This is a genomic window from Spiribacter sp. 1M189 (assembly GCF_040838345.1).
GTDB lineage: Bacteria > Pseudomonadota > Gammaproteobacteria > Nitrococcales > Nitrococcaceae > Spiribacter > Spiribacter insolitus.
Window position 1 is genome coordinate 1,559,412 of the sequence record NZ_JBAKFF010000001.1, and the last position, 23,599, is coordinate 1,583,010.

Sequence of the window (23,599 nt, forward strand, 5' to 3'; positions counted from 1 at the left end):
CATGGAGTTCGATCCACTGCTGCTTTCGCGAATCCAGTTCGCGTTCGTTGTGTCCTTCCACGCGATATTCCCGGTATTCACCATCGGGCTCGCATCCTATATCGCGCTGCTTGAAGGACTTCACTTCAAGACCGGCAATCCCGCCTGGGCCCAACTCTCCCGGTTCTGGACCAAGGTCTTCGCCGTCGCGTTTGGCATGGGTGTCGTCTCGGGCATCGTGATGTCGTTCCAGTTCGGTACCAACTGGAGCAACTTCGCGCAGATGTCGGCGAACTTTCTGGGGCCGATCCTGAGCTATGAGGTGGTCACCGCCTTCTTCCTGGAGGCCGCCTTCCTCGGCGTGCTGCTATTCGGCCGTGACAAGGTGCCCCGGGGCACGCATCTGTTTGCCGCCATCATGGTGGCCCTCGGTACCTTTATTTCCTCGTTCTGGATTCTCGTCGCCAATAGCTGGATGCATACCCCCGCCGGCGTGGAGTTCCAGGACGGCATGCTGCATGTGCGCAGCTGGGCCGAGGCGATCTTCAACCCCTCCTTCCCGTACCGATTCACGCACATGGCCGTCGCCAGCTTCCTCACCGGGAGCTTCGTAGTGGCCGGCGTGAGCGCCTGGTACCTACTCAAGGGCCACATGGTCGAGGCCAATCGCAAGGCGCTTTCCATGTGTCTCTGGATGATTCTGTTCCTGGCGCCGGCGCAGGCGGTGATCGGTGACTTCCACGGCATCAATACGCTGGAGTACCAGCCGACCAAGGTCGCGGCCATGGAGGGCAACTGGGAGACGCAGGCCGGTGCGCCGCTGCTGCTGTTCGCCCTGCCTGACAAGGCCGCCCAGGAAAACCGCTTCGAAATTGGCATCCCCAAGCTCGCCAGCATCATCCTCACGCATGAGGCGGATGGCGTAGTGCCGGGGATCACCGAGGCCGCGCCGGAGGATCAGCCGCCAGTATCCATCGTGTTCTGGTCGTTCCGGATCATGGTGGGGATTGGTTTCCTGATGATCGCCTTCGGGATCTGGGGGCTGGTGCTGCGTCTGCGTGGACGACTCTATGAGCCGGGGCGCTTCCATCGCCTGTTGCCGCTGATGATCGCCGCACCGTTTGTTGCCGTCCTTGCCGGCTGGTTCACAACCGAGTCCGGGCGTGCACCATGGCTGGTCTACGGCATGATCAACTTCTCGGAAGGTGTCACCCCTTCGCTCACCGGCTGGATGGCCGTACTCAGTCTCGTGGGGTACATGTCCGTCTATGCAGTGGTGTATGCCTCCGGCGGGTACTACCTCTGGCGGCTGGTGAAGGGCGGCATGACCGATGTCGAGCCGGCCAGCACCGAGTCGGGAGCGCACCCCAAGCGGCCGCTGTCCGCGGGGGGCCCGATCGGTGATCACGCTCCCGCGGCACCGGTGAGGGGAGACTGGACATGATCGACTTCACCATGATCTGGGCGGTCATCATCGCCTTTGGTGTGATCATGTACGTGCTCATGGATGGCTTCGATCTGGGCGTCGGGATCCTCTATCCCTTCGCCCCGGACGAAGAATCGCGGGACGTCATGATGAACTCCGTAGCACCGGTCTGGGATGGCAACGAGACCTGGCTGGTGCTGGGTGGCGCGGGGTTGCTTGGCGCGTTTCCGCTGGTTTACTCCGTGCTTCTCCCGGCACTCTATCTCGGGGTTTTTCTTCTGCTGGCGGGCCTCATCTTCCGCGGTGTGGCCTTCGAATTCCGCTTCAAGGCAAGTCCGGAGAAAAAGGGGTGGTGGAGCGCGGCCTTCGCTGGCGGATCCACCGTTGCCGCGCTGGCGCAGGGTATTGTCGTCGGCGCGTATATCCAGGGCTTCCAGACGGAGAATCTCACCTATGTCGGGGGGGCCTTCGACTGGTTGACCCCGTTCTCCGTGCTCACGGGCATCGGCCTTGTGCTGGGCTATGCCCTGCTCGGCAGCACCTGGCTGATCATGAAAACGGAAGGCCCGGTGCAGGACTGGGCCTATCGGCTGACGCCGAAGTTGCTCGGCGGCGTGCTGGGTGTATTCCTGATCATCAGCTTCTGGACACCATTGGTCGACGAGTTCGTCCGTGACCGCTGGTTCAGCAATCTGTTCTCCATCTGGCTCCTGCCCGCGGGCGCACTGGGCTGCGCCTGGCTGATCATGCGATCCGTGCGCAATCGCTCCGAGGGCCTGCCATTCGTGGCGACCATGGGGCTTTTCATCTTCACCTATCTGGGGCTGCTGGCGAGTAAGTGGCCTTACGTGGTCCCGCCGGACTACACCCTCTACGACGCTGCATCGGCGCGCGAGTCGCAGATGTTCCTGCTGATCGGTGTACTGTTCGTCATACCGGTGGTTCTTGCCTACACGGCCTGGACCTACTGGGTATTCCGCGGCAAGGTGCGGCCCGGCGAGGGATACCACTAGCGAGATGACACCCGCCGCATGGCTCGCCCGGGAAGGCCGGGCGGTCACCCCCCGGTTGCGGCTTGCCGCTCTGTATGGGGTCATGGAGGGCCTGCTGATCATCGCCCAGGCGGGTCTGATCTCATGGCTCGTTTACCGGGTCGTGATGGAAGGCGCCAGCCTGTATGCCATGCTGGCGCCCGCCGCGATGCTGGTCCTGGTGGTCCTGCTTCGACCTGTCGCCCAGATCCTCCGTGCTCGGGTGTCCATCGAGGCCTCAGACACGGTGAGACAGCGCGTGCGTTCGCGACTGATCACTCACGCTGAGGCATTGGGTCCCGCTGGTCTTGCCGCCAGGGATACAGGCGAGACCGCCAGCCAGCTCACCGAGCAAATCAGTGCCCTGGATGGGTACTATTCCCGCTATCGTCCGCAGATGACCGTGGCCGTGGTGATTCCGGTCGCCATTGCCATCACGGCATTCACTCAGGACTGGATCGCCGCCTCCTTCCTGGTGGTATCCGCGCCGCTCATCCCGCTTTTCATGGCGCTGGTCGGCATGGGGGCGGAACGTCTCAACCGTGATCAGTTCGAATCGGTCGCCCGGCTGTCCGGGCAATTCCTGGACCGCGTTCGCGGCCTCACCACGCTGCGACTGTTCGGCCGGGTGCAGGACGCCACGGACGGGATTCTTGAGGGTTCTGATGAGTACCGGCAGCGCAGCATGCGGGTGCTACGGGTCGCCTTCCTGTCGTCTGCAGTGCTCGAGTTCTTTGCCTCCGTGGCGATCGCGGTGATCGCCATCTATATCGGTTTCGGTTTGCTGGGTTACATCGAACTCGGGCCGGCGCCGGAGCTGACGCTGTTCAGCGGTCTATTCGTGCTATTGCTCGCCCCGGAGTTTTTCCAGCCCCTGCGCACGCTCGCCCAGCATTACCATGACCGAGCCACTGCACTGGGGGCGGCAGAATTGCTGATGGAGTTCGAGGCCGAGGGCGAGACTGGGGATCAGGCCGAGGCTGCAGCCGAGGCCGAATCGGCATCCGTAGAGCCGCTACGCGAGGGAGCACCCGCTCCCACCGGTGGGACGCCGAACGGCGATAACAGCCTCTGCGCCATGGACCTGACGCTTCAGCGCCCTGGCCGAGGGGTTGTGCTGAAAGTCGCCAAGTTGGTGGCCCATCCCGGGGAGCGGGTGCTGATCGAAGGCCCCTCCGGGACCGGCAAGACGACATTGCTGCTGGCACTGGCCGGGTTACTGACGCCCGCCGCCGGTGTTATCCGGCGACCGTCGGCAGATGAGCGCACGGGCTGGCTTGGTGCACCACCTTTTATCGCCAATGCCACCCTCCGCGAAAACATCCGCCTGGGTTATCCAGACGCGGGCGACGAGGCACTGGAGTCGGCAGCCGATCGTGCCGGGGTCACCGAATTCTCCAGGCGCCTCCCGGACGGACTCGATACCGGGGTTGGCGAACGTGGCGTTGGGCTATCCGGGGGCCAGGCACAACGCGTGGCGCTGGCACGGGCGCTTGTCTCGCCGGCACCCCTGATCCTGCTTGATGAGCCAACGGCAGCCCTCGACGCCGAAACCGAGCGTTATGTCATCGATGGGTTGAGCGCCCTCGCCACCGAGGGCCGCATCATCGTGATCGCCAGTCATGACCGGGCACTGCGGGACAGCGCAGAGCGCCGTTACCGGATCCGCCATGCGTGCCTGGAGCCTGTCCTCGATGAATGAGCTGCGCCCTTATCTGAGCATGCTGCGTCCCTACCGCGGCCGTCTCCTCATCGGTGCCGCACTCATGCTGGTGACGGCGGCATCCGGGATCGGGCTACTGGCGCTCTCGGGCTGGTTCATTACCGCAACCGCTGTCACCGGTGCACTGCTGGCCGCCGGCATTGCGGCGCGGCTTGATATCTATGTACCGGGTGGCGGCATCCGCACCTTTGCCGTCACGCGCACCGTCGCCCGCTACTTTGAGCGGGTCTTCAACCACGATGTGGTGTTGAGGCTGCTGCGCGATCTGCGCGGACAGACCTTCTCGCGCCTGGCAAACCTCTCGCCGAGCGCACTGGGCGCGCTGCGGAGCGGCGAGCTGCTCAATCGGCTGACCACGGACATCGACCGACTCGACGGGCTTTATCTACGGGGGCTGGCACCGCCTTTGGTCGCCGGCCTCGCGATACTGATCACCGGCGCGCTCCTGGCCATCGGCTCGGTCACCGTGGCGTTAACCGCTGGTCTGATTCTGGCGACGGCGGGCGCGCTGATCGGACTTCGTGCCTGGTCTTTGGGACAGGCACTGACCAGACGCCTGGCGAGCGCCAACGCAAACCTGCGCGCTCAGCTGGTGGACCATCTCCGGGGCCTCACCGAGTTAAAGGCTTTCGGGAGTGTTGGTTATCACCGCAAACGCGTGGATCGTCTCGATGAAGAGGAACGCGCAGGCGAGAACCGGCTCGCCGCCGAGATCGCCACGGGCGAGGCAATCCTTCACGGCACCGTCCAGCTGGTCGTGGTGGGCGTCCTGCTCGCTGCCCTGAGTCTGTTCACAGCCGATCGGATCAGTGGTGCCGTCGCGGTGATGATGCCCCTGGCCGTCCTCGCCCTGCTTGAGCCACTGGGCGTACTGCCGGGATCCGGACTGCACCTGGCCCGTGCCCGTGCCTCGGCACAGCGCCTCGACACGCGGGAGCTCGACGCAACACCCTCGCGGCATGAGACCCGGGCGGGCGATGGCCATGGCGGTGGCGATCAATCCACTAAGGCAGTTCTGGGACAGGCACGATCGGGACAGGCACCGGATATCCGATTCGAGTCGGTCACCCTACGCCGCGGTGCCGGTGCAAAGGTCCTCGATGAGCTGAACCTGGTAGTCGGTGAAGGCGAGCATGTCGGCGTAATCGGCGCATCAGGCTGCGGAAAATCGAGTCTCGCCAACCTCGTTGCCGGATGGCTCGTGCCGGACAGCGGTCGGGTATCAGCAGGAGGGGAGCCGGTCGAAAAGCTGGTGCCCGCCAGTCATCTCGCTCGGCTGGGCTACCTTACACAGCACACCGATCTGTTCAGCGGAACAATCGCCGGCAATCTGCGGGTCGCCTGCCCGGACGCAAGCGACGCACGTCTATGGTCTCTACTGGAAGCGCTGGCGCTGGACGAATTCGTGGCCGGTTGCCCCAATGGAATAGATACCTGGATCGGGGAATCGGGCCTGGAAGTCTCGGGCGGGCAAGCCCGGCGGCTCGCCCTCGGCCGGGTGATGTTGCGAGAGGCGACGATCGTCGTGCTCGACGAACCCCTCAGCGGGCTGGATGAGGGCACCGCCGCCCACGTGAGTCTTGCCATCAAGCGCTGGCTCGCGGGACGCACGGCCATCGTCCTTGGACACGAGCCATCCGCGATTCCATCCGTTGAGCGGGTGTTGCAACTGCGCACGGGTCGTCTGACACCGGTTTGAGGATCGACCGGGTAGCCGGATATTCGGCACGCCTGCATATCCAGTCGCCCGCTGTGCCCGCGGACGCTTATCGGCTAGCATTGCAGTTCAAATATTGATCAGTGTGAAAGGTTCAGCATGACCCATCGAATCGCCCTCATACCCGGCGACGGTATCGGCCTGGAGGTTACCCCTGTCGGCGTGCGCTGCCTGGAGGCGCTTGCCAGGCGTCCAGGTCTTGATTTCGCGTTCACCGAGTTTCCCTACTCTTGCGAATATTATGCTGAACACGGGGCCATGATGCCGGAGGATGGCATCGAGCAGTTGCGCCCACATGACGCGATTCTGCTGGGTGCCGTCGGTTATCCCGGTGTGCCAGATCATGTCTCTCTCTGGGGACTGCTGCTGCCGATCCGGCGCGAGTTTCAGCAATACGTCAATCTGCGTCCCGTCCGCCTGCTCCGCGGCCTCACCTCGGCGCTGCGAGACAGGGGTCCGGAGGACATCAACTACTTGGTGGTTCGCGAGAACAACGAGGGTGAGTATTCCGAAATTGGTGGCCGACTTTACGATGGTCTGCCCGAGGCCATGGCAGTGCAGGCGACCGTCATCACCCGCAAGGGCAGTGAACGCATCCTCGATTATGCGTTCCGGCTGGCACAGTCACGATCGCGAAAGCGGCTTGCCTACGCCACCAAATCCAACGGCATCAAGCATACGATGCCTTTCTGGGACGAGCAGGTGGCGGCCATGGCCCCGAATTGGCCAGACGTGCAGGTGGATGGATACCACGTCGACATCCTCGCCGCTAACTTTGTCACCCACCCGGACTGGTTCGATGTTGTGGTCGGCACCAATCTGTTCGGCGACATCCTATCGGACCTTGGGCCGGCAACGGCCGGCGGAATCGGCGTCGCGCCATCCGCGAACATCAACCCGTCCCCCGATATGCCATCGATGTTCGAGCCGGTCCATGGCTCCGCCCCGGACATCGCCGGCCAGGATCTCGCCAACCCGATTGCGATGATCTGGACGGTGGTGATGATGCTCGAGGATCTCGGCGAGCAGGAAGCCGCCGATGACCTGATGGGCGCGCTCGAGACAGTGACGGCCGAGGGCCGCGTCCTCACCCGGGACCTGGGTGGCCAGGCAGGCACCCGCGAATTCGCCGACCGCGTACTCGCCGAACTGAAGGGCTGAGTGGATCGGGACAGGTGATTGGATGGGGACAGGCAATTCAGAGAACCTTGGGAGGATCTCCGTGATGTCGAGATTGATCACTGCCATGACGCTGTTGGGGCTGCTGGCGGTCAGTCAGGCCCTGCACGCAGAAATCGTTTCCGAATCAGTTCGTTACACGCATGACGATGCCGCTTTCGAGGGTTACGTGGCTTACAACCGGGCGTTGGGTGACAACCAGCCCACCGTTGTGATCGTGCATGACTGGGATGGTCTTGGCGAGTACGAACGCAAGCGCGCAAGGATGCTCGCCAGGGAGGGTTACACCGCTTTTGCCATCGATCTGTTTGGAGAGGGCGTCCGGCCCGAGAGTATTGAACGTCGCCGCGAACTGACCGGCGCACTCTACGCCGATCGCGATCGTATGCGTGCACTCGTCGATGCCGGGATGGACGCCGCATTCAATCAGCGCGCTACGGACATCGGCGAGATGGTGGCGATCGGCTATTGCTTCGGCGGCGCCGTGGTCCTGGAGATGGCGCGCGCGGGGTTACCCCTTGAGGGATTCGTCTCTTTCCATGGCGGGCTCGGCACGCCAGAGGGTCAGGACTATACCGATGTGCAGGGCGAACTGTTGATTCTGCATGGAAGCAATGACGCTGTTGCGCCCATGGAGGACATATCGTCACTTGCCGACCGTCTTGATGCCGATGGAGTGGATTATCAGATCGAGATCTACGGCGGGGCACGACATGCCTTTACCGACTGGGAAGCGGAGGACCGGTATGACCCGCAGGCCGATCTGAAGTCCTGGCAGGCGCTGCGGACCTTTCTAGGCGATACGCTGAACTGAACCGGATGCTCAATACCACAATGGGCACCCGGGGCATGATGACCGCTCCCCATCACATGGCGGCCGAGGCTGGCCGTGATGTGCTCCGCGAGAACGGGACAGCCACTGAAGCGATGGTAGCGGCAGCAGCGGTCATCGCCGTCGTCTATCCGCATATGAATGCGATTGGCGGCGACGGTTTCTGGCTGATCAGTCGACCCGGGGAGGCGCCGATTGGTGTTGATGCCTGTGGCCCGGCCGCCCGATTGGCTACCAGAGACTACTACGGCGAGCGCGGTTTGGCGGCCATTCCGACTCGGGGACCACAGGCCGCACTGACGGTGCCCGGTACGGTGGGAGGTTGGCAGACGGCACTATCGCATGCGACCAACGGCGGAGGCGGAGGCAGACTACCGCTATCCCGACTGCTCGAGCCCGCCGCAGCACTAGCGCGTGACGGCGTGCCAATCACCGCTGGTCAAGCGCTGGTTACGCGAGAAAAGCTCAACGAGCTCCATGATTTACCAGGGTTCGCGGAAACGTTTCTCGATGCCTATGGCCGGCCACTCGAATGCGGAGCACGGCTTCGTCAGCCAGCGCTGGCCGATACGCTCGAGCAACTGAGCCGTGTGGGGCTGGATGACTTCTACCGCGGAGATGTTGCCCGCAGCATAGCCGCTGATCTCGACACGCTTGGCAGCCCGCTCCGGCTGGACGACCTCTTGGAGTACAGACCACTTACGGTCGAACCACTGAGCCTTCGCGTCGGCAAAGCCCGCCTCTACAACATGCCTCCGCCCACTCAGGGACTCGCCTCGCTGCTGATACTTGGGATTCATCAAAGAGTGCCTGTCCCAAACATGGGCCCATTTGGACATATCCACGCGCTCGTCGAGTCGACCAAAAAGGCCTTCCAGGTTCGGGACAGGCACGTTGCGGACCCACGCTGGATGACCGTAAACCCGCAGGATTTCCTTTGCGGTCAGTGGCTGGAAACAGCTGCCAGTGAGATCGATATGACCCGGGCAGCGCCCTGGCCCTACCCAGGAGCTGCCGGCGATACGGTCTGGATGGGCGCCGTCGACTCGCAGGGCCAAGCGGTGAGCTTTATTCAGTCGATCTACTGGGAATACGGAGCGGGGGTCGTACTACCGGCGACCGGAGTCCTGATGCAGAACCGCGGGATCAGCTTCGGTCTGGATGCACAGAATCTTCAGGCCCTTGAGCCCGGTCGGCGTCCCTTTCACACCCTAAACCCGGCGATGGCCCGCTTCGATGACGGGCGCGATATGGTTTACGGGACTATGGGCGGTGAGGGACAGCCACAGACACAAGCTGCAATCTTCACCCGTTACGCCAATGACATGATGCCTCTTCAAAAAGCGATCAGTGCGCCGCGATGGTTGCTCGGTCGCACCTGGGGAAGTTCGAGTACAAACCTGAAGCTCGAGTCTCGATTCCCTTCAAGCCTTTCGGAGCAACTCCATGAGGCAGGGCATGCCGTTGAGATGGTTGGGAATTTCGACAGCATGATGGGACATGCCGGCGCGATAGTGCGTCATCCCGACGGATTGCTCGAAGGTGCCAGCGACCCGCGTAGTGATGGAGCCGTCGCCGCGAGCTGAGGCACAATCAACGCTGGCAACGCGGACAATAGACGGTCGAGCGCTGGGCGAGGCGGATTTCTTTCAAGCGCCGCCCGCAGTAACCGCATGGCTGGCCTCCTCGTCCATAGGCGTGGAGGGTTTGCTGGAAGTATCCGGGGACACCATCGGCACCGCTGAAATCTCGCAAAGTTGTGCCGCCCGCCTCGATCGCCTCCTCCAGAACTGCACGAATGCAGCCGACCAGATGGTCATAGCGCTGGCGGGCAATGCGCCCTGCGGGGCGCGTTGGATGGATACCGGAACGATAGAGCGCCTCAGTCGCATAGATATTCCCGACACCAACTACGACGTGGCTGTCCATTACCAGGTTTTTTACGGCAACACGGCGCCCCGCGGCTATGCGGTGGAGATATTCACCCTTGAATTCGCCACCAAGCGGTTCCGGGCCAAGCCGGGATAGCAGCGGATGCTGCTCCGGCGGATCTTCGGTGATATGGAGACTCCCAAAGCGGCGCGGATCGTTAAAGCGGAGTAGCTCGCCACTGTCGAGCTCGAAGTCGACATGGTCATGGGACTTTAGTGCCTGTCCCGGTCTGACCACACGCATATGTCCGGACATGCCCAGATGCATGAGGATCGTGGTACCTGCTTCGAGCCGAAACAACAGATACTTACCCCGCCGATCGAGGGAGTGGATGCGGGCACCGGCGACGCGAGGGGGGTCAGTCACCGGGACATGCCAACGCAGCCTGGGTTCTCGCACCCTCAAGCACAGTAATCGATGGCCCACGCAATGGGGTTCCAGGCCCCGGCGCGTCGTCTCTACCTCTGGCAACTCGGGCATGCAATCGGTTTTCCGGATGTCGCTTACAAAAAAGCCCGCTAGGGAGCGGGCTTTCGCGCTGAGATGGTAGCCAAGGCCTACTTGATCTTGGCTTCCTTGTAGATCACATGCTTACGCACCACCGGATCATACTTGCGGAACTCAAGCTTGTGGGGGGTGTTACGCCGGTTTTTGTCCGTCGTGTAGAAATGCCCCGTGCCAGCTGAAGAGACGAGCTTAATCTTGTCGCGCATGGTTTACCTCAGACCTTCTCGCCACGGTTACGCAGATCCGAAATAACCTGCTCTATACCGACCTTATCGATAATCCGCATGCCCTTGCTGGAGACACGCAGCCGGACCCAACGGCTCTCGCTGTCCAGCCAAAAGCGATGGTAGCGCAAGTTCGGCAGAAAGCGCCGACGCGTCTTATTGTTGGCGTGAGAGACGTTGTTTCCGGTCATCGGACGCTTACCGGTGACCTGACATACCTTGGCCATTGGGGCCTCCCGAAATTCATGTCCGAACGTGCGCGCCTAACCGCGCTCGGTGAACCGAGCTTTATACCAGTCCCGCCCAGAGGCTGCAATCCTCCTACGGCTGCTCATTGAATTCACTGCCAGTAGCCTCCATATCTTCAAGCGTGGCGGATTAGGACAGGCACCGAGGGGATATGGAGTTCCAGGACTACTACAAGACGCTCGGCGTAAACCGCGAGGCGTCCAAAGACGAGATCAAAAAGGCGTATCGTCGCCTTGCGCGCAAATATCATCCGGACGTGAGCCAGGAGCCAGACGCCGAGACAAAGTTCAAGCAGGTCGCCGAAGCTTATGAGGTCCTCAAGGACCCGGATAAGCGCAAGATGTATGACGAGCTCGGTGAGAACTGGCAATCGGGCCAGGACTTCCGGCCACCGCCGGGTTGGGAACAACAGACCGGCACACGCGGTGGTGCAAGCTACAGCGCCGGCTTTGGTGATTTCAGCGACTTCTTCGAGAACCTGTTTGGCGGAGGCCTGGGAGGCGGGTTCGGCTCAAGTGGTTTTGGAAAAGGCCCTGACGGGGACAGGCACACAGCCGGTCATGCAAGGGATTTCCGCGCTCCGGATACCACTGCGAAGCTGCAGATCGACCTTGAAGACGCTTATGCCGGCGCCACCAAGTCGGTGGATATCAGTGCTGGCGGAGAGTCTCCCAAGCGCCTTCGCGTGAAGATCCCCGAGGGCGTCACGAACGGACAACAGATTCGACTCAAGGGTCAGGGTACGCGCTCACCCATGAGTAGCGAGCCGGGTGACCTCCTCCTTGAGATTCATATCCGCCCCCATGACCGCTTCCATCTTCGCGGCAAGGATATCCACGTCGATGTGCCGGTTGCGCCGTGGGAGGCCGCGCTGGGAGGAACGATCCCGGCCCCAACGCTGGGCGGGACGGTCGAGCTTAAAATCCCGCGAGGCAGCCAGACTGGCACACGGCTGCGCTTGAAAGGACGGGGGCTTCCCGGTCGAAACAGAGGAAATCAATATGTTTCTCTGAAGATCGTCAACCCGCCGCTCGACAGCCAGCAGTCGGAAGACTTCTTCAAGTCGATGGCAGAGGCCTTTGACTTCGATCCACGTGCTTCGACGAGCTGAAACGAAGGCGTTCGCCGGCGCATCTGAAAAGCGCGGCGGCAAGCCGACGACCCCTAAAGTAGTGGCGGCCGAGAGAGACCGCCCATGATCGTAGACTATCGGGGTCACCCAGTACGGCCAGGCCATGCCCTCCGCCAGCGGCGACGAAATCTCCGAACATCTCAGAGCTAAGCCCCAATCGGCTCAGAACCGGCGGGATACCATCCGGCATCGCTGCGCCTTTGCCGGCGGCGACGGCCCGAGCGCTCCAATCGATGAGCTCGAGGTATTCGAGCAAGGTCAATGGAGGCGATGCTCCAGGGCCGTCGCTCTCTTCCGCTCCACCTGCGGGGAGCGCCATTAATTTGGGGCCTGTTCCAGGAAACGGTCGACCGGCCGCATGGGCAAATCGCTGGGCTACAGAGGCGTACTCCGCATCTTCAGGACGTTCGACGATGCCGGCTCTTAGAGGGTTCAGATCCACGTAGGTCATGGCAGTCATCAAAGCCCCTTCGTCCAGCAACGCCTGACAGCGGTAGCGGCCCTGCCAGAAATGGCCATTCACCTCGTCCTCCCGGTTCGCCCGACGGGCGATCGGTTCGTTGATACAGCGCATAAACCAGGAGAGGCTCATGAGACGGGAACGGTACATCGCCACGACGAGCGACATCGACGGATGCGACGCCATCCGATGGCCGGACTGCACAACCTCATGCATCCAAGCCGGCCCTTTGAAAAGCATGAGCCAGCGCCTCAAGACTTCATGCGGCGTCCACGATCTCGCGGTCTGTTCATCGATCCGTACGACCAAGTGATAGTGATTGGACATCACAGCATAGGCACAGACGTCGACGGCAAAGATCTGAACGAGTCGTTCTAACCTCTGACATATCCACCGACGCCTATGCGAGTAATCCTTGCCCGTCAGCGGATCATGGCCACATAAAAACTCGCGTCTTACGCATCGCGATACGAGGTGATAGTAAGGCGTTGCCTTGAGCGAGATCTGATTGCGACGAGGTTGCCCCATCCCTGGATAACCTTCTGACTTCAGTCCAAACAGTGGAAACAATTTCGGCATTGATGTGACAGCCGCCGGCATCCCGGCGTGGCATCCATTCCTTTACCGGCTTGCCGGCGGCTGGCCACAAGCTTAGTCTCGGAAAAGTGCTCCCGGATTTCCAGTATCCACGGGCCGTAACCGATGGGCGGTAGGCGTCTCAGGACGAACGGCTGCTCAACAGGGGGTTCTGCTGGCTCGACTACCCCATTGACTCGATTTGAATATCGGGCCGATCACAAGCCAAACGGGACCCGTCGGGCGAAAGAGGCGACCAGCCGCCAGCCCAAGCGATTTTTCAGCGTCCCTGCTGCCGTATCCGACGGGCCAGCGACTGGTCTGGGACAAAGTATCTACAACCGTGGCGACGAAAACTATCCCCCATATGTGGGGTATGGATGATGCTTGTCGCTCTGCGGCAAACGCCTTAACCTCTCATCTCGGGCGAGATTAAGGGACAGGCACTCGTGCGGGGATGCGTTCGGTACACGAGAGTGCGTACCGCCCGTAGGCCAAACCGGCCATTGAGATGGCCATCATAGAGCGGACCTCCATGACTGACGTGAATCTGGCTGATGCAAGGGAAAACATGATCGAGCAGCAGTTGAGGACCTGGGAGGTCTTGAACGGCCGCGTCCTCGATGCACTGGAGAAGCTGCCACGGGAAGCCTTCACGCCGCCCCAGTACGCCAACCTTGCGTACGCAGACATGCAGGTTCCGCTGGGGCATGGGGAGGTAATGCTCGAACCGAAGGTTGAGGGTCGGCTACTGCAAGCGCTGGACCCACAGCCCAACGAGCGTGTCCTCGAGGTCGGCACCGGCTCTGGCTATCTCACGTGTTGCCTTGCCCGCCTCGCATCCCACGTCACGAGTGTCGACATCTACCCCGACTTCACAGCGCGTGCCGAGGATTCCATTCGCCATGCGGGGGTACGGAACATCCGTTTGGAAGTGGGCGATGCAGCGCTGGGCTGGGATGATGGTCGACGCTATGACGTCATCGCCGTTACCGGCTCTCTGCCCCAGCTGCACCAGGGGTTCCATCGCAGCCTAGCCGAAGGCGGGCGACTGTTCCTCATTCTGGGACAGCCACCGATCATGGAGGCGGTTCTCATCACTCGAGTTGGCGAGGATCAGTGGTCGAGCGAGAGCCTGTTCGACACCACCGCGCCACCACTTTTAGGCTCGCCGGTCACTCGGGAATTCTCTCTCTAAGACAGCGAGGGCCGCATTCTGCACATGCAGAGCTTGACGCCACGGGAACTCCATCAAAAGATCAGATCGGGACAGGCACAAATCACAGTCCTCGATGTAAGGGAGCCATGGGAGACTCGAATTGCTCGGCTCGAAGGGTGCGTCTTTGCGCCCTTGAGCACCTTTGGCACCGAGATCGTTGATGATCTGCCCGACGACAGAGATGTCGTTGTCCTCTGTCATCATGGCGTTCGAAGTGCCATGGTGACCCAATGGCTTGAACAAAATGGCCGGGAACGGGTCTTTAATCTCAGTGGCGGGATCGATGAATGGTCCCGCACCATCGACCCGAGCCTGCCCAGGTACTGACGACAGGATTTGAAAATGCCTCGCCCGCAAACAGTGATCATCGGCCTGGCGGTTTTTGCAATCGCGACATTAGTGTCTGTCCCCAACCAGAAGGCGTCGGCAGAGGACCTTCTGGACGTCTACGAGCGGGCGCTCACCAGTGATCCGCAGTTCCAGCAGGCCATTGCTGAACGCCAGGCCCTGGAAGAGTCGCTCCCGCAGGCAAGAGCCGGTCTGCGACCTGATGTCTCAGTAACTTCGTCATTCAATGTCAACGACGAAAACGGCGACCTGGCCGGTGGGCAAGCGGACGGTCAGTATCGGCAACTGACCTATGGAGTCTCGCTGTCGCAGCCCCTCTACCGGTATTCGCAGGCCAAGGCCGTTGACCGTGCAGACGCGCAGGTAAGCCAAGCCCAGGCCCAATTCGCGTTCGCTGAACAGGCGCTTATCCTGAGGGTCGCGGAAAGATACTTTGATGTCCTGGACGCGAGGGAGGCGGTTGATGCCGCCGAAGCGAGTCTTGAGGCCATCGAACGCCAGCTCGAACAGGCGGAGCAGCGTTTTGAGGTGGGGGTCATCGCAAGGACAGACGTCGAGGAAGCCAGAGCGCGCGCGGACTTGGCCCGAGCTGAGCTGTTTCAGGCCAGGGATAACCTCCAGAATCGCCGGGAAGAGCTTCGGGAGCTGACCAATCAACCCCCTGGCGTACTCGAAGCCCTGGGAGCGGGCGTCTCACTGACGGCACCAGAGCCGTCCGACCTGGCTTCATGGAGAGAACAGGCACAGCAGGAAAATCGACAGCTTGCTGCTGCACGCTTCGCGGCTGAAGCGGCCATGGAAGGCGTCGACGTGGAGCGTGGCGTGCGCCGTCCTACGGTTGATCTTGTCGCCGGATATGACGGGCTCGAGCAGTATGGCCGTCAGGGCCGAGACACGAGCTCCGACCAGCTGAGCGCGGGCGTGCAGCTCAACCTACCGCTCTATCAAGGTGGCGGTATATCATCGAATATCCGCGAGGCGCAGTTCCGGTACACCGAGGCGCGAGAGGCATTGGAGGAAACTCGGCGGACAGTCACGCGCGACGCAGCGAATGCGTATCGCGGGGTTTTGACAGCACTGGAGCGCGTCCAGGCACTGGATCAGGCAAGGGTATCCACCCGATCCGCGCTCGAGGCGACCGAAGCCGGGTTTGATGTCGGCACACGAACGATCGTCGACGTACTCAATGCTCAGCGTGAAGTTTTTAATGCAGAGCGTGATTACCAGCAGGCCCGAAACGCCTATCTTCTCAACACGCTCAGACTTCAGCAGGCCGCCGGAACACTCTCGAAGGAGGATGTTGACCGCGTCAATGCACTGCTCGAAGAGGCGCCCTAAGACTTAACCTGATCGACAAAAAGTGTCCGATGCAGCGCACTTAGCGTACGCTCCGTCGCGCCCCTGTGCTCCTCAACAAGCCGTCTCGCGTTATCTCCCACCTCCGCCAGATAGTGCCTGTCCCCGAATAACGAAGTCAGTGAGTCTGCCAGCTCGGCCGCGCTATGAACCCGGATGCGGCCACCCCGATCTCCCAGCAGGCTATCGATCTGACGGAAATTGGTGACATTCGGCCCCATTAGAATCGCTTTGGCCAAGGACGCTGGCTCCAGGGGATTATGGCCACCGACCGGTGTAAGCGTACCCCCCACAAACGCGATGTCGGCGGCGGAGAGAAACCGGATCATCTCCCCGTATGTGTCTCCCAGCACGACGCTTGTTTCGGGGGCTATCGGTTCATTCTCGTACAACCCCGAAGCCATCAGAACATGCCTGTCCCAAACCGAGTCAGGCCAGGTGAACTGCTCAGGGTGTCTCGGCACCGCAATGAGGAGCGCATTCGTGTAACGCGCACGAAGCAACTCATGCGCCTCTTTCACGATCGGCGCCTCGGCCTGCCTGAGGCTCACCGCCACCCATACAGGACGATCGAGACCTATCTGCGAGCGCAAGAGGCGGCCCAGCTGGATCTGCTGATCATTGACCGATTGATCGAACTTGAGGTTGCCCGTGACTTCAATCCGCCGATCCGGGACACCCATCTTGCGGTACCGCTCCGCGTCGGCTTCGGTTTGTGCGCTGACGCAGACAACGCCCGCCAGGCACTGCTTCATCAAGCGGCCAAATCGGGCATAACGCCGGAAACTCGCCTCACTCAGACGAGCGTTGACGAGGGCGACGGGGATGCTTCTCCTTTCCAGCGCCACCAGCCGATTGGGCCATAGCTCCAGCTCGACGAACAAAGCGGCGGACGGCCGGAGCTTGTCGAGAAAACGCTCAACGGCATCTGGGACATCCACTGGAGGGAATCTCACCACGATCCCGGCGCCATAACGGCCCTCCGCGGTCTGACGGCCGGTTGGGGTGTTCGTGGTAATAAAAAGCGCACGGCCCTCCTCAAGCAGACGATCGATGAGGGGCTGGGCAGCGCGGACCTCGCCCACCGATGCGGCATGAATCCAGAGGGACCCTGAGGCGACCGCATGATAATCGCCTCGGCCCCACCGCTCGTTGATACCAAGTCGGTAGGCTGGATCTTTCCGACCCAGCCTCCGGAGGTAGGCATGTGCAAGCGGCCGCAAAAGCCGAGACAGGACCCGGTAGAAAGTGACCGTCATACGGCCAGCCGTTCCTTGGTCGGCGTCGACATCAATTCATCGAGCTTCGCGATCACCGCCGCTGGCTTGATCAGCTCCATGGCACGAGGATCTCTGACCCGTTTTCCCCAGCGAATATCGCCCACCGCTCGGCCCAGTGACTCCCGAACCGCCTGCGGATAGGCATTAACGACCCACCGCATGCCGAGCACGGGCCCCGTCCGCTCCGGATTGGAGGTCGCATAAAGGCCAATCGGCGGAGCGCCCGCAGCAACCGCCATGTGCAACGGGCCGGAATCCGGTGCGAGCACCACAGATGCCCGCTGCATCAGGGCAAATAATGTCTTGAGATCCGTGCGTCCAATGAGGTTCAGGATCGGGACAGGCACTTTCCGACCCGATGGATTATTCAGCGCAGCGAGTATCCGCTCTCCGTAGTCCCGCTCGACCTGGCTTCTGCCACCGGTCAGGACGATTCGCAGTCCATGTACCGATGCCGCGTAGCTGGCAACCTCCGCGTAGTACTCAGGCGCCCAGTTCCTGAAGTTACGGAACCGATCGCTGCTGCATGGGCTGATCAACAGGATTTTACGAGCCGCAGTCTTATCACCATCGGTACCGGACGTTTCCCCACCAAACCGCGCCAGCAGATCCTCCGATCGCTCTCTCGCACTGTTGGGAACGGGGATGTCCCAGCGCAAGTGACGCTCCTGAACACCGAGCGCCTCGCAGAACCCGAAAAAACCGTCGATGACGTGTCCGGGCGGAACATTCGGGATGCGTTCATTAATGAAAACGCTATGCCCATCTCTAGACCGGGACCTGTCGAATCCGATACGTACTGGTGCCTTAACCGCACGTGACGCCAGCCCCGCACGAAGGGCAACCTGCATGAGCAACAGAACGTCGAACGCCCGACCGGAGAGCTTGCGGCGGAGAGTGCCTGTCCCGGTTTTCTTGTCGTGAGTGATAATCTCTACACCATCAAGGTCACCGAGCAGGCCGGCTTCCGTCTGGCCCATGATCCAAGTAAGCCTGGTCTCTGGCAGATGCTCCTGAAGAGTCCGAACGATGGGAACCATGTTGCAGCAATCACCTATCGCCGAGAGACGGAACAGGCACAGTCGACGCGGAGCATTGGCGCTCACGGGTAATTGCTGATGGTGCATTTGGATGTCCGCGCTCAAGGTGCGACTTACTTTATCAGCCCGCCGATCACCTCGTCGCACGAGGTGTCTTCCAAACTTTTTAACCCGCAATGGCTTGAAGCGCAGGCGCTGATCGAAGGGACGGCGCAAGGCCGTGCGGCCGCCTGGTTCATCCGTTTAAAAGACGAACAACTGGTGCTTCGTCATTATCGCCGCGGCGGCCTGCCAGCCCGGTTCAGCAACGATCGATTCCTCTGGATCGGGCTGAGAAGGAGTCGTCCATGGCGAGAACTATCCGTCCTTTCGCGACTGCACGCCCTCGGCCTTCCGGTGCCTGTCCCAATCGCTGGCCGTGTCCAGAAGAAAACAGTCAGCTATACCGCGGACATCATTACTCGGCGGATCCCGGGGGCTCGATCGCTGGCAGATTTCATGCTCGCAAGTTATTTCGGGGACACCCACGATCAGAACGCTCGCGATGACATCTGGCGTGAAACCGGGCGGGTGATACGAGCGTTCCACGCAATCGGCGCCCACCATGCGGACCTGAATGTCCGCAATATCCTTATCGACGAGCAACGCAAAGTCTGGTTGATTGACTGGGATCGCGGTAGATTGAACGCGGGCGCCGCGATTCAGAGCCGAAGCATGGCACGACTTCGCCGATCCCTGTCCCGGGAGGCGGAGCTGGAGAGCATCGCCCGGCAGGGCTGGCCCCTGTTAATGAGCGCCTATTCGCGGGGTCCCTGAATCCGATCGATGATCGCGCTGGTCGACTCACCTTCGACGAAATCAAGGACGCGCACTTCTCCGCCGGCCGCGGTCACTGCGTCGTATCCGGCGATCTGCTCTGGCGAATAGTCGCCGCCCTTGACCAGCACATCCGGCAGAACTTCACCGATCAGCGCCGCCGGCGTATCTTCGGAAAACGAAATGACCCAATCGACGGCGTTCAAAGCCGCTAGCACCGACATCCGCTGGGCGAGCGGCATGACCGGGCGTCCCTCGCCCTTGAGCCTCTGCACCGACTCATCATCATTGACTGCCACCACCAGACGATCGCCAAGCCGTCGTGCCTGCTCCAGATAATGCACATGGCCCGCATGGAGCAGATCGAAGCAGCCGTTGGTCATCACGACCTTCTCTCCCCGCTTGCGTAGTGGTGCCAAGATAGCCTGGAGGGTCTTGGAATCGAGCACTTCGCGGTTGCCATGCATTACGCCCGCCGCCGCCTCCAATTCCGGGACAGCCACCGAGGCGGTGCCGACTTTTGCCACCACGAGGGAGGCCGCAAGATTCGCGAGCGAGGTGGCGTGCCGAAAATCCGCCCCGGCCGCGAGCGCAGCAGCGAGAAGTGCGATCACCGTATCTCCCGCACCCGTGACGTCAAAAACCTCGCGCGCATGCGCCGGCAGATGAAATGGGGGCTGATCACGATACAGCAGACTCATGCCCTCCTCGCCACGGGTGATGAGCATCCCGGCCAGCGATAGCTGCTCGATCACTTGGCCAGCCAGCTGCTCCAGCTGATGGCCGTCCCAATCGCCATTGCCATGCTGCGCCTGGTATTGCTGGAACTCGGTGAGATTGGGCGTCAGCAGCGTGGCTCCTGCATAGCGATCCCACTCCGTTCCCTTGGGGTCTACCAGGACTGGGACACCCACTCTCCGTGCGTCTTGGATAAGACCCTCAACCCCGCATAACGTCCCCTTGGCGTAGTCCGAGACCACCACCACATCGGCCTCGCGCAGGGCCTCGGCAAACCGGTCGGCAAGGCCGGCCGTCTCGGAAGGAGTGAACGGCCGCTCGAAATCGAGCCTCATCAGCTGCTGGCGCTGACTGATGACGCGAAGCTTGCAGATCGTCGGGTGAGTATCAACTCGCTGGAGTAGCGGTTGCACCCCAGCCGCGCGCAGCCGTGACTCAAGCAGCCGACCATGATCATCGTCTCCTATCAGCCCGATGATCCTGACCTGCGCCCCGAGGGTACCGAGATTCATCGCGACGTTAGCCGCGCCCCCGGGACGCAGATCCTCCTCGTCAACGCGCAGTACTGGGACCGGTGCCTCAGGGGATATACGCCCGGTTGGCCCGTGCCAGTAGCGATCAAGCATGACATCACCGACCACGAGCACTCGGGCGGCACCAAAATCCGGAACTTCAAGCTGCATCGAGGTCCTCGAGACGGTAAATTGTGAGAAGCAATACTCAGATTCTAGCAGCCACCATCACCAACGACGCCCTCACTCTGATAGAGAGCTTTGGCTAACGTGTCCGATCCGACAACTCGTCCCTCGTATCACCCGCACAACGCTGGCCAATGGCTAATGCTGGGGCTGCTATGGCTGATTGGCAGGCTTCCCCCCAAAGCGGCTTTTGGCATCGGTGAGTGGGCAGGTTTGCTTCTACGCCTGTCCAGACGACGTCGCCAGATCGCGCTGAGGAACCTCGAGCTTTGCTTCCCGGAGTTGGGACAGGCACAACGTGAGCATCTAGTCCGCGAAAATCTGTGCTACATGGGTAGGGCCATCGCGGAGACGGCGCTTGCCTGGTTTGGTGGAAAGCGCGTCGACGAGATCCCCTGCCAGGTTCGGGGGATCCATCACCTGCATGCCGCACAGTCAGACGGTAGCCCCGTTATTCTCCTGTCGGGACATTTCCTGTGCGTCGAGCTGGCCGCAAGGCTCATCGGACCACAGCTCAATATGGCTGTGATCTACAAGCCGTTGCGTAAAAAGCCACTGATGGACCGAGCAATGCTTCGCAGCCGATCCAGGACCCTGGCCGGCGCGATACCGCGGAATGATCTGCGAGGCATCATCCGGACCCTCAAGAACCGAACGCCAGTCTGGTACGCGGGTGATCAGGATTACGGCGTAAAAAACAGCGTTTTCGTCCCTTTCATGGGTGTCCCTGCCGCCACGATCACAGGACTGACGCGTCTAAGTAAGCTCGGAAAAGCACGGGTGGTACCGCTTTTCTTCAACGTCAACGCCACCGGTAATGGATACGAAGTAACACTCGGTAAAGCGCTGGAGGGTTTCCCAACCGGCTCCGATGTCCTTGATGCGCAATGGATGAACGCGGTGCTAGAGCGCGGCATTCGTGCACATCCGGAGCAATACCTGTGGGTCCATCGCCGGTTCAAGCATCCGCCCCCGGGTGAGCGGCCCGCTTATCGCAACTCACTGCAAAAATCCTACAACCGGGTCGCGGGTGCTCCATGGTGAGCGCAGTGACCGACTCAAGCGATGCGAATGCAATCCTGATCGTCGGGCCTGGCTGGGTGGGTGATATGGTCATGGCGCAGAGTCTATGCAAAGCGCTCAAGCAAGCGGCGCCGACTCGCCCGATCGATATGATCACTCCACCTTGGGGACAGGCACTGGTCGAACGCATGCCGGAAATCCGACACGCGATCCCGCTGGATGTTGCGCACGGGGAACTCGGATTGGGCAGACGCTGGAAACTGGGACAGGCACTGCGCGACCGGAATTATGCCCAGGCGTTCGTTCTCCCGCGCTCGGCAAAAGCAGCCTTGGTGCCATGGGTCGCGGGCGTCCCGCGCAGAACGGGATACCTCGGCGAGTATCGCTACGGCCTGCTGAACGATATCCGCCCGCTCAACCGGGAAATGCATTACCGCACGGTCGATCGTTTTGTGGCGCTGGCTGATCCGCCGGGACGCGGAGACGACCGTGAGCGATCAGGGACAGGCACAAACCCATCCAGCATCCCGCAACCCGCTCTCACGAGCTCGACCGCTCAAATAAATTCGGCAATACAAGAGCTTGGCCTATCAGGCGCTTGGAATTCAGCAGGCGCGCGATTCGGGACAGGCACTATCCTCACCCTCTGCCCAGGGGCTGAGTACGGGCCAGCGAAGCGCTGGCCGGTTGAGCATTTCGCGAGCCTTGCGAAGACATATATCGAAATGGGCTGGTCGGTGTGGATGTTGGGATCCAGCAAAGACACGCGGATCACCCGGGAAATTTCGGGACAGGCACTCGGTGTCGTGGATCTTGCAGGTCGCACGACGCTGAGTCAGGCCATCGATTTGCTCGCCGCCAGCACAGTGGTCGTGACCAACGACTCGGGGCTGATGCACATAGCAGCCGCGACGTCGACACCACTCGTCGCACTATACGGCTCGTCGGATCCTCAATATACTCCGCCACTTAGCGATAATGCGCAGATTATTTACAGGGACCTCGACTGCAGCCCCTGCTTTCAGCGTGAGTGCCCGCTGGGGCATCTCAACTGTCTCCGCGGCATCAACTCGCAGAGCGTGGCTGATGCAATCGATCGAGCTTTATCAGCGGACGCCGACAGCCGCTAATCGAGATTCTGAGCTATGCCCACACGCAATCATTTCCGAAAGACCTACCTCGTGACCGGCGGGGCTGGCTTCATCGGCTCCCACCTCTGCGATCGGCTCATTGAGGCCGGCCACGGCGTGCTCTGCGTGGACAATTACCTCACCGGGAGTCGGGATAACATCGCGCATCTGCTGGATCATCCGCATTTCGAGGCCATGCGACACGACGTCACCTTCCCTCTGTTCGTCGAGGTCGATGGCATCTATAACCTGGCCTGCCCGGCATCACCCATTCACTACCAGCGCGATCCTGTACAGACCACCAAGACGAGCGTGCATGGCGCGATCAATATGCTGGGCCTCGCCAAGCGGCTCAACGTCCCGATCCTCCAGGCGTCGACCAGCGAAGTGTACGGCGACCCGGAAGTTCACCCACAAACGGAGGATTACTGGGGACACGTCAACCCCATCGGCACACGCGCCTGTTATGACGAGGGCAAGCGCTGCGCCGAGACCCTGTTTTTTGACTACCACCGCGAGCACAGTCTCGAGATCAAGGTGGCACGCATCTTCAACACCTATGGCCCCCGGATGCATCCCAACGACGGCCGGGTCGTGTCGAATTTCATCGTCCAGGCACTGAAGGGCGAAAACATCACACTCTACGGTGACGGCGAGCAGACTCGCTCGTTCTGCTATGTGGACGACCTCGTCGACGGCTTGCATCGCCTCATGGAAACAAATCCCGATGTCACGGGTCCGATCAACCTCGGCAACCCCGGCGAATTCACCATGCGCGAGCTGGCACAGCAGGTGATTACAGAGACGGTTGCTGGAGTCGAGATGATCCACCACCCTTTGCCTTCGGATGACCCGCGGCAGCGACAGCCGGACATCTCACAGGCGCTGGAAACACTCAACTGGACACCGAACATAACGCTCGCCGAAGGACTGAAACCAACGGTCGGCTACTTTCGCGACTTGATTGAGCAGGGGCTTGCCTGA

22 protein-coding genes are annotated in these 23,599 nt (G+C 61.3%); 15 read left to right on the forward strand and 7 right to left on the reverse strand.

The annotated features are described in order from the left end of the window. Position 1 precedes the first annotated feature (1 nt). From V6X30_RS07880 to V6X30_RS07910, 7 genes are all read left to right on the forward strand, one after another. Positions 2-1,423, forward strand: a complete 1,422-nt coding sequence (locus tag V6X30_RS07880) for a cytochrome ubiquinol oxidase subunit I (protein WP_367984069.1) — start codon at positions 2-4, stop codon at positions 1,421-1,423. Further along, positions 1,420-2,418 (forward strand): cytochrome d ubiquinol oxidase subunit II, encoded by a 999-nt coding sequence (gene cydB / locus V6X30_RS07885; RefSeq protein WP_367984070.1) that lies wholly within the window; start codon positions 1,420-1,422, stop codon positions 2,416-2,418. Before V6X30_RS07880 ends, cydB begins: the two co-directional genes overlap by 4 nt. 4 nt (positions 2,419-2,422) lie before the next feature. Next, positions 2,423-4,138: a thiol reductant ABC exporter subunit CydD gene (gene cydD / locus V6X30_RS07890; RefSeq protein ID WP_367984071.1), complete on the forward strand. Its 1,716-nt coding sequence runs from the start codon at positions 2,423-2,425 to the stop codon at positions 4,136-4,138. Then, positions 4,131-5,858 (forward strand): thiol reductant ABC exporter subunit CydC, encoded by a 1,728-nt coding sequence (gene cydC / locus V6X30_RS07895; RefSeq protein ID WP_367984072.1) that lies wholly within the window; start codon positions 4,131-4,133, stop codon positions 5,856-5,858. The genes cydD and cydC overlap by 8 nt, the downstream gene beginning before the upstream one ends. A 117-nt stretch (positions 5,859-5,975) precedes the next feature. Next, positions 5,976-7,037, forward strand: coding sequence for a tartrate dehydrogenase (locus tag V6X30_RS07900; RefSeq protein WP_367984073.1), 1,062 nt, complete (start codon positions 5,976-5,978; stop codon positions 7,035-7,037). A gap of 64 nt (positions 7,038-7,101) precedes the next feature. After that, complete coding sequence (locus V6X30_RS07905) at positions 7,102-7,869, forward strand: dienelactone hydrolase family protein (protein ID WP_367984074.1); 768 nt, start codon at positions 7,102-7,104, stop codon at positions 7,867-7,869. 5 nt (positions 7,870-7,874) lie between these two features. Next, on the forward strand, positions 7,875-9,473 hold the full coding sequence (locus V6X30_RS07910) for a gamma-glutamyltransferase family protein (RefSeq protein WP_367984075.1): 1,599 nt from the start codon (positions 7,875-7,877) through the stop codon (positions 9,471-9,473). A gap of 7 nt (positions 9,474-9,480) precedes the next feature. On the opposite strand, the gene mutM is transcribed toward V6X30_RS07910, so the two are convergent. From mutM to rpmB, 3 genes are all read right to left on the reverse strand, one after another. Continuing rightward, positions 9,481-10,299: a bifunctional DNA-formamidopyrimidine glycosylase/DNA-(apurinic or apyrimidinic site) lyase gene (mutM, locus tag V6X30_RS07915; RefSeq protein WP_367984076.1), complete on the reverse strand. Its 819-nt coding sequence runs from the start codon at positions 10,297-10,299 to the stop codon at positions 9,481-9,483. Between the two features lie 77 nt (positions 10,300-10,376). Beyond that, on the reverse strand, positions 10,377-10,532 hold the full coding sequence (gene rpmG / locus V6X30_RS07920; RefSeq protein ID WP_154295433.1) for a 50S ribosomal protein L33: 156 nt from the start codon (positions 10,530-10,532) through the stop codon (positions 10,377-10,379). Between the two features lie 8 nt (positions 10,533-10,540). After that, positions 10,541-10,777: a 50S ribosomal protein L28 gene (gene rpmB, locus V6X30_RS07925; protein ID WP_367967499.1), complete on the reverse strand. Its 237-nt coding sequence runs from the start codon at positions 10,775-10,777 to the stop codon at positions 10,541-10,543. A gap of 173 nt (positions 10,778-10,950) precedes the next feature. On the opposite strand from rpmB, the gene V6X30_RS07930 reads away from it, so the two are divergent. Then, complete coding sequence (locus V6X30_RS07930) at positions 10,951-11,910, forward strand: DnaJ C-terminal domain-containing protein (protein WP_367984077.1); 960 nt, start codon at positions 10,951-10,953, stop codon at positions 11,908-11,910. Here the strand turns inward: V6X30_RS07930 and V6X30_RS07935 are convergent. Continuing rightward, the gene (locus V6X30_RS07935) at positions 11,858-12,970 is read right to left on the reverse strand and encodes a transposase (protein WP_367984078.1); all 1,113 of its coding nucleotides are present in this window, start codon (positions 12,968-12,970) and stop codon (positions 11,858-11,860) included. The two genes, V6X30_RS07930 and V6X30_RS07935, sit on opposite strands and share 53 nt — an antisense overlap. 532 nt (positions 12,971-13,502) lie before the next feature. On the opposite strand from V6X30_RS07935, the gene V6X30_RS07940 reads away from it, so the two are divergent. Genes V6X30_RS07940 through V6X30_RS07950 form a run of 3 tightly spaced genes read left to right on the forward strand, consistent with a single transcriptional unit; the run spans position 13,503 to position 15,872 of the window. After that, positions 13,503-14,165, forward strand: a complete 663-nt coding sequence (locus V6X30_RS07940; protein WP_367984079.1) for a protein-L-isoaspartate O-methyltransferase family protein — start codon at positions 13,503-13,505, stop codon at positions 14,163-14,165. Between the two features lie 24 nt (positions 14,166-14,189). After that, on the forward strand, positions 14,190-14,513 hold the full coding sequence (locus tag V6X30_RS07945; protein ID WP_367984080.1) for a rhodanese-like domain-containing protein: 324 nt from the start codon (positions 14,190-14,192) through the stop codon (positions 14,511-14,513). Between the two features lie 15 nt (positions 14,514-14,528). Next, the gene (locus tag V6X30_RS07950) at positions 14,529-15,872 is read left to right on the forward strand and encodes a TolC family outer membrane protein (RefSeq protein WP_367984081.1); all 1,344 of its coding nucleotides are present in this window, start codon (positions 14,529-14,531) and stop codon (positions 15,870-15,872) included. On the opposite strand, the gene V6X30_RS07955 is transcribed toward V6X30_RS07950, so the two are convergent. After that, a complete protein-coding gene (locus V6X30_RS07955) occupies positions 15,869-17,149 on the reverse strand; it encodes a 3-deoxy-D-manno-octulosonic acid transferase (RefSeq protein ID WP_367984082.1) in 1,281 nt (426 codons plus the stop codon). The two genes, V6X30_RS07950 and V6X30_RS07955, sit on opposite strands and share 4 nt — an antisense overlap. Further along, entirely contained in the window at positions 17,146-18,297 is a 1,152-nt protein-coding gene (locus tag V6X30_RS07960) for a glycosyltransferase family 9 protein (protein WP_367984083.1), read from the reverse strand. The genes V6X30_RS07955 and V6X30_RS07960 overlap by 4 nt, the downstream gene beginning before the upstream one ends. On the opposite strand from V6X30_RS07960, the gene V6X30_RS07965 reads away from it, so the two are divergent. Next, complete coding sequence (locus V6X30_RS07965) at positions 18,289-19,026, forward strand: 3-deoxy-D-manno-octulosonic acid kinase (RefSeq protein WP_367984084.1); 738 nt, start codon at positions 18,289-18,291, stop codon at positions 19,024-19,026. The two genes, V6X30_RS07960 and V6X30_RS07965, sit on opposite strands and share 9 nt — an antisense overlap. Here the strand turns inward: V6X30_RS07965 and hldE are convergent. Then, the gene (gene hldE / locus V6X30_RS07970; protein WP_367984085.1) at positions 19,008-20,447 is read right to left on the reverse strand and encodes a bifunctional D-glycero-beta-D-manno-heptose-7-phosphate kinase/D-glycero-beta-D-manno-heptose 1-phosphate adenylyltransferase HldE; all 1,440 of its coding nucleotides are present in this window, start codon (positions 20,445-20,447) and stop codon (positions 19,008-19,010) included. The two genes, V6X30_RS07965 and hldE, sit on opposite strands and share 19 nt — an antisense overlap. Before the next feature lie 99 nt (positions 20,448-20,546). Here hldE and V6X30_RS07975 point away from each other — a divergent pair, with 99 nt between their 5' ends. The 3 genes from V6X30_RS07975 to V6X30_RS07985 are packed head-to-tail and all read left to right on the forward strand — an operon-like array spanning position 20,547 to position 23,599. Continuing rightward, positions 20,547-21,506: an LpxL/LpxP family acyltransferase gene (locus V6X30_RS07975; protein ID WP_367984086.1), complete on the forward strand. Its 960-nt coding sequence runs from the start codon at positions 20,547-20,549 to the stop codon at positions 21,504-21,506. Then, entirely contained in the window at positions 21,500-22,615 is a 1,116-nt protein-coding gene (gene waaF / locus V6X30_RS07980; protein ID WP_367984087.1) for a lipopolysaccharide heptosyltransferase II, read from the forward strand. Before V6X30_RS07975 ends, waaF begins: the two co-directional genes overlap by 7 nt. Before the next feature lie 15 nt (positions 22,616-22,630). Then, the gene (locus V6X30_RS07985; RefSeq protein WP_367984088.1) at positions 22,631-23,599 is read left to right on the forward strand and encodes a UDP-glucuronic acid decarboxylase family protein; all 969 of its coding nucleotides are present in this window, start codon (positions 22,631-22,633) and stop codon (positions 23,597-23,599) included.

Bases quoted from the DNA above. Each gene is read 5' to 3' on its own strand.
- mutM (WP_367984076.1), bottom strand. From the start codon at position 10,299: ATGCCCGAGTTGCCAGAGGTAGAGACGACGCGCCGGGGCCTGGAACCC.
- V6X30_RS07985 (WP_367984088.1), top strand. From the start codon at position 22,631: ATGCCCACACGCAATCATTTCCGAAAGACCTACCTCGTGACCGGCGGG.
- V6X30_RS07930 (WP_367984077.1), top strand. From the start codon at position 10,951: ATGGAGTTCCAGGACTACTACAAGACGCTCGGCGTAAACCGCGAGGCG.
- V6X30_RS07955 (WP_367984082.1), bottom strand. From the start codon at position 17,149: ATGACGGTCACTTTCTACCGGGTCCTGTCTCGGCTTTTGCGGCCGCTT.
- V6X30_RS07905 (WP_367984074.1), top strand. From the start codon at position 7,102: ATGTCGAGATTGATCACTGCCATGACGCTGTTGGGGCTGCTGGCGGTC.
- hldE (WP_367984085.1), bottom strand. From the start codon at position 20,447: ATGCAGCTTGAAGTTCCGGATTTTGGTGCCGCCCGAGTGCTCGTGGTC.
- V6X30_RS07900 (WP_367984073.1), top strand. From the start codon at position 5,976: ATGACCCATCGAATCGCCCTCATACCCGGCGACGGTATCGGCCTGGAG.
- cydD (WP_367984071.1), top strand. From the start codon at position 2,423: ATGACACCCGCCGCATGGCTCGCCCGGGAAGGCCGGGCGGTCACCCCC.
- V6X30_RS07950 (WP_367984081.1), top strand. From the start codon at position 14,529: ATGCCTCGCCCGCAAACAGTGATCATCGGCCTGGCGGTTTTTGCAATC.
- V6X30_RS07940 (WP_367984079.1), top strand. From the start codon at position 13,503: ATGACTGACGTGAATCTGGCTGATGCAAGGGAAAACATGATCGAGCAG.
- V6X30_RS07960 (WP_367984083.1), bottom strand. From the start codon at position 18,297: ATGCACCATCAGCAATTACCCGTGAGCGCCAATGCTCCGCGTCGACTG.
- V6X30_RS07880 (WP_367984069.1), top strand. From the start codon at position 2: ATGGAGTTCGATCCACTGCTGCTTTCGCGAATCCAGTTCGCGTTCGTT.
- V6X30_RS07965 (WP_367984084.1), top strand. From the start codon at position 18,289: ATGGTGCATTTGGATGTCCGCGCTCAAGGTGCGACTTACTTTATCAGC.
- V6X30_RS07935 (WP_367984078.1), bottom strand. From the start codon at position 12,970: ATGCCGAAATTGTTTCCACTGTTTGGACTGAAGTCAGAAGGTTATCCA.
- rpmB (WP_367967499.1), bottom strand. From the start codon at position 10,777: ATGGCCAAGGTATGTCAGGTCACCGGTAAGCGTCCGATGACCGGAAAC.
- cydB (WP_367984070.1), top strand. From the start codon at position 1,420: ATGATCGACTTCACCATGATCTGGGCGGTCATCATCGCCTTTGGTGTG.
- V6X30_RS07945 (WP_367984080.1), top strand. From the start codon at position 14,190: ATGCAGAGCTTGACGCCACGGGAACTCCATCAAAAGATCAGATCGGGA.
- waaF (WP_367984087.1), top strand. From the start codon at position 21,500: ATGGTGAGCGCAGTGACCGACTCAAGCGATGCGAATGCAATCCTGATC.
- V6X30_RS07910 (WP_367984075.1), top strand. From the start codon at position 7,875: ATGCTCAATACCACAATGGGCACCCGGGGCATGATGACCGCTCCCCAT.
- rpmG (WP_154295433.1), bottom strand. From the start codon at position 10,532: ATGCGCGACAAGATTAAGCTCGTCTCTTCAGCTGGCACGGGGCATTTC.
- cydC (WP_367984072.1), top strand. From the start codon at position 4,131: ATGAATGAGCTGCGCCCTTATCTGAGCATGCTGCGTCCCTACCGCGGC.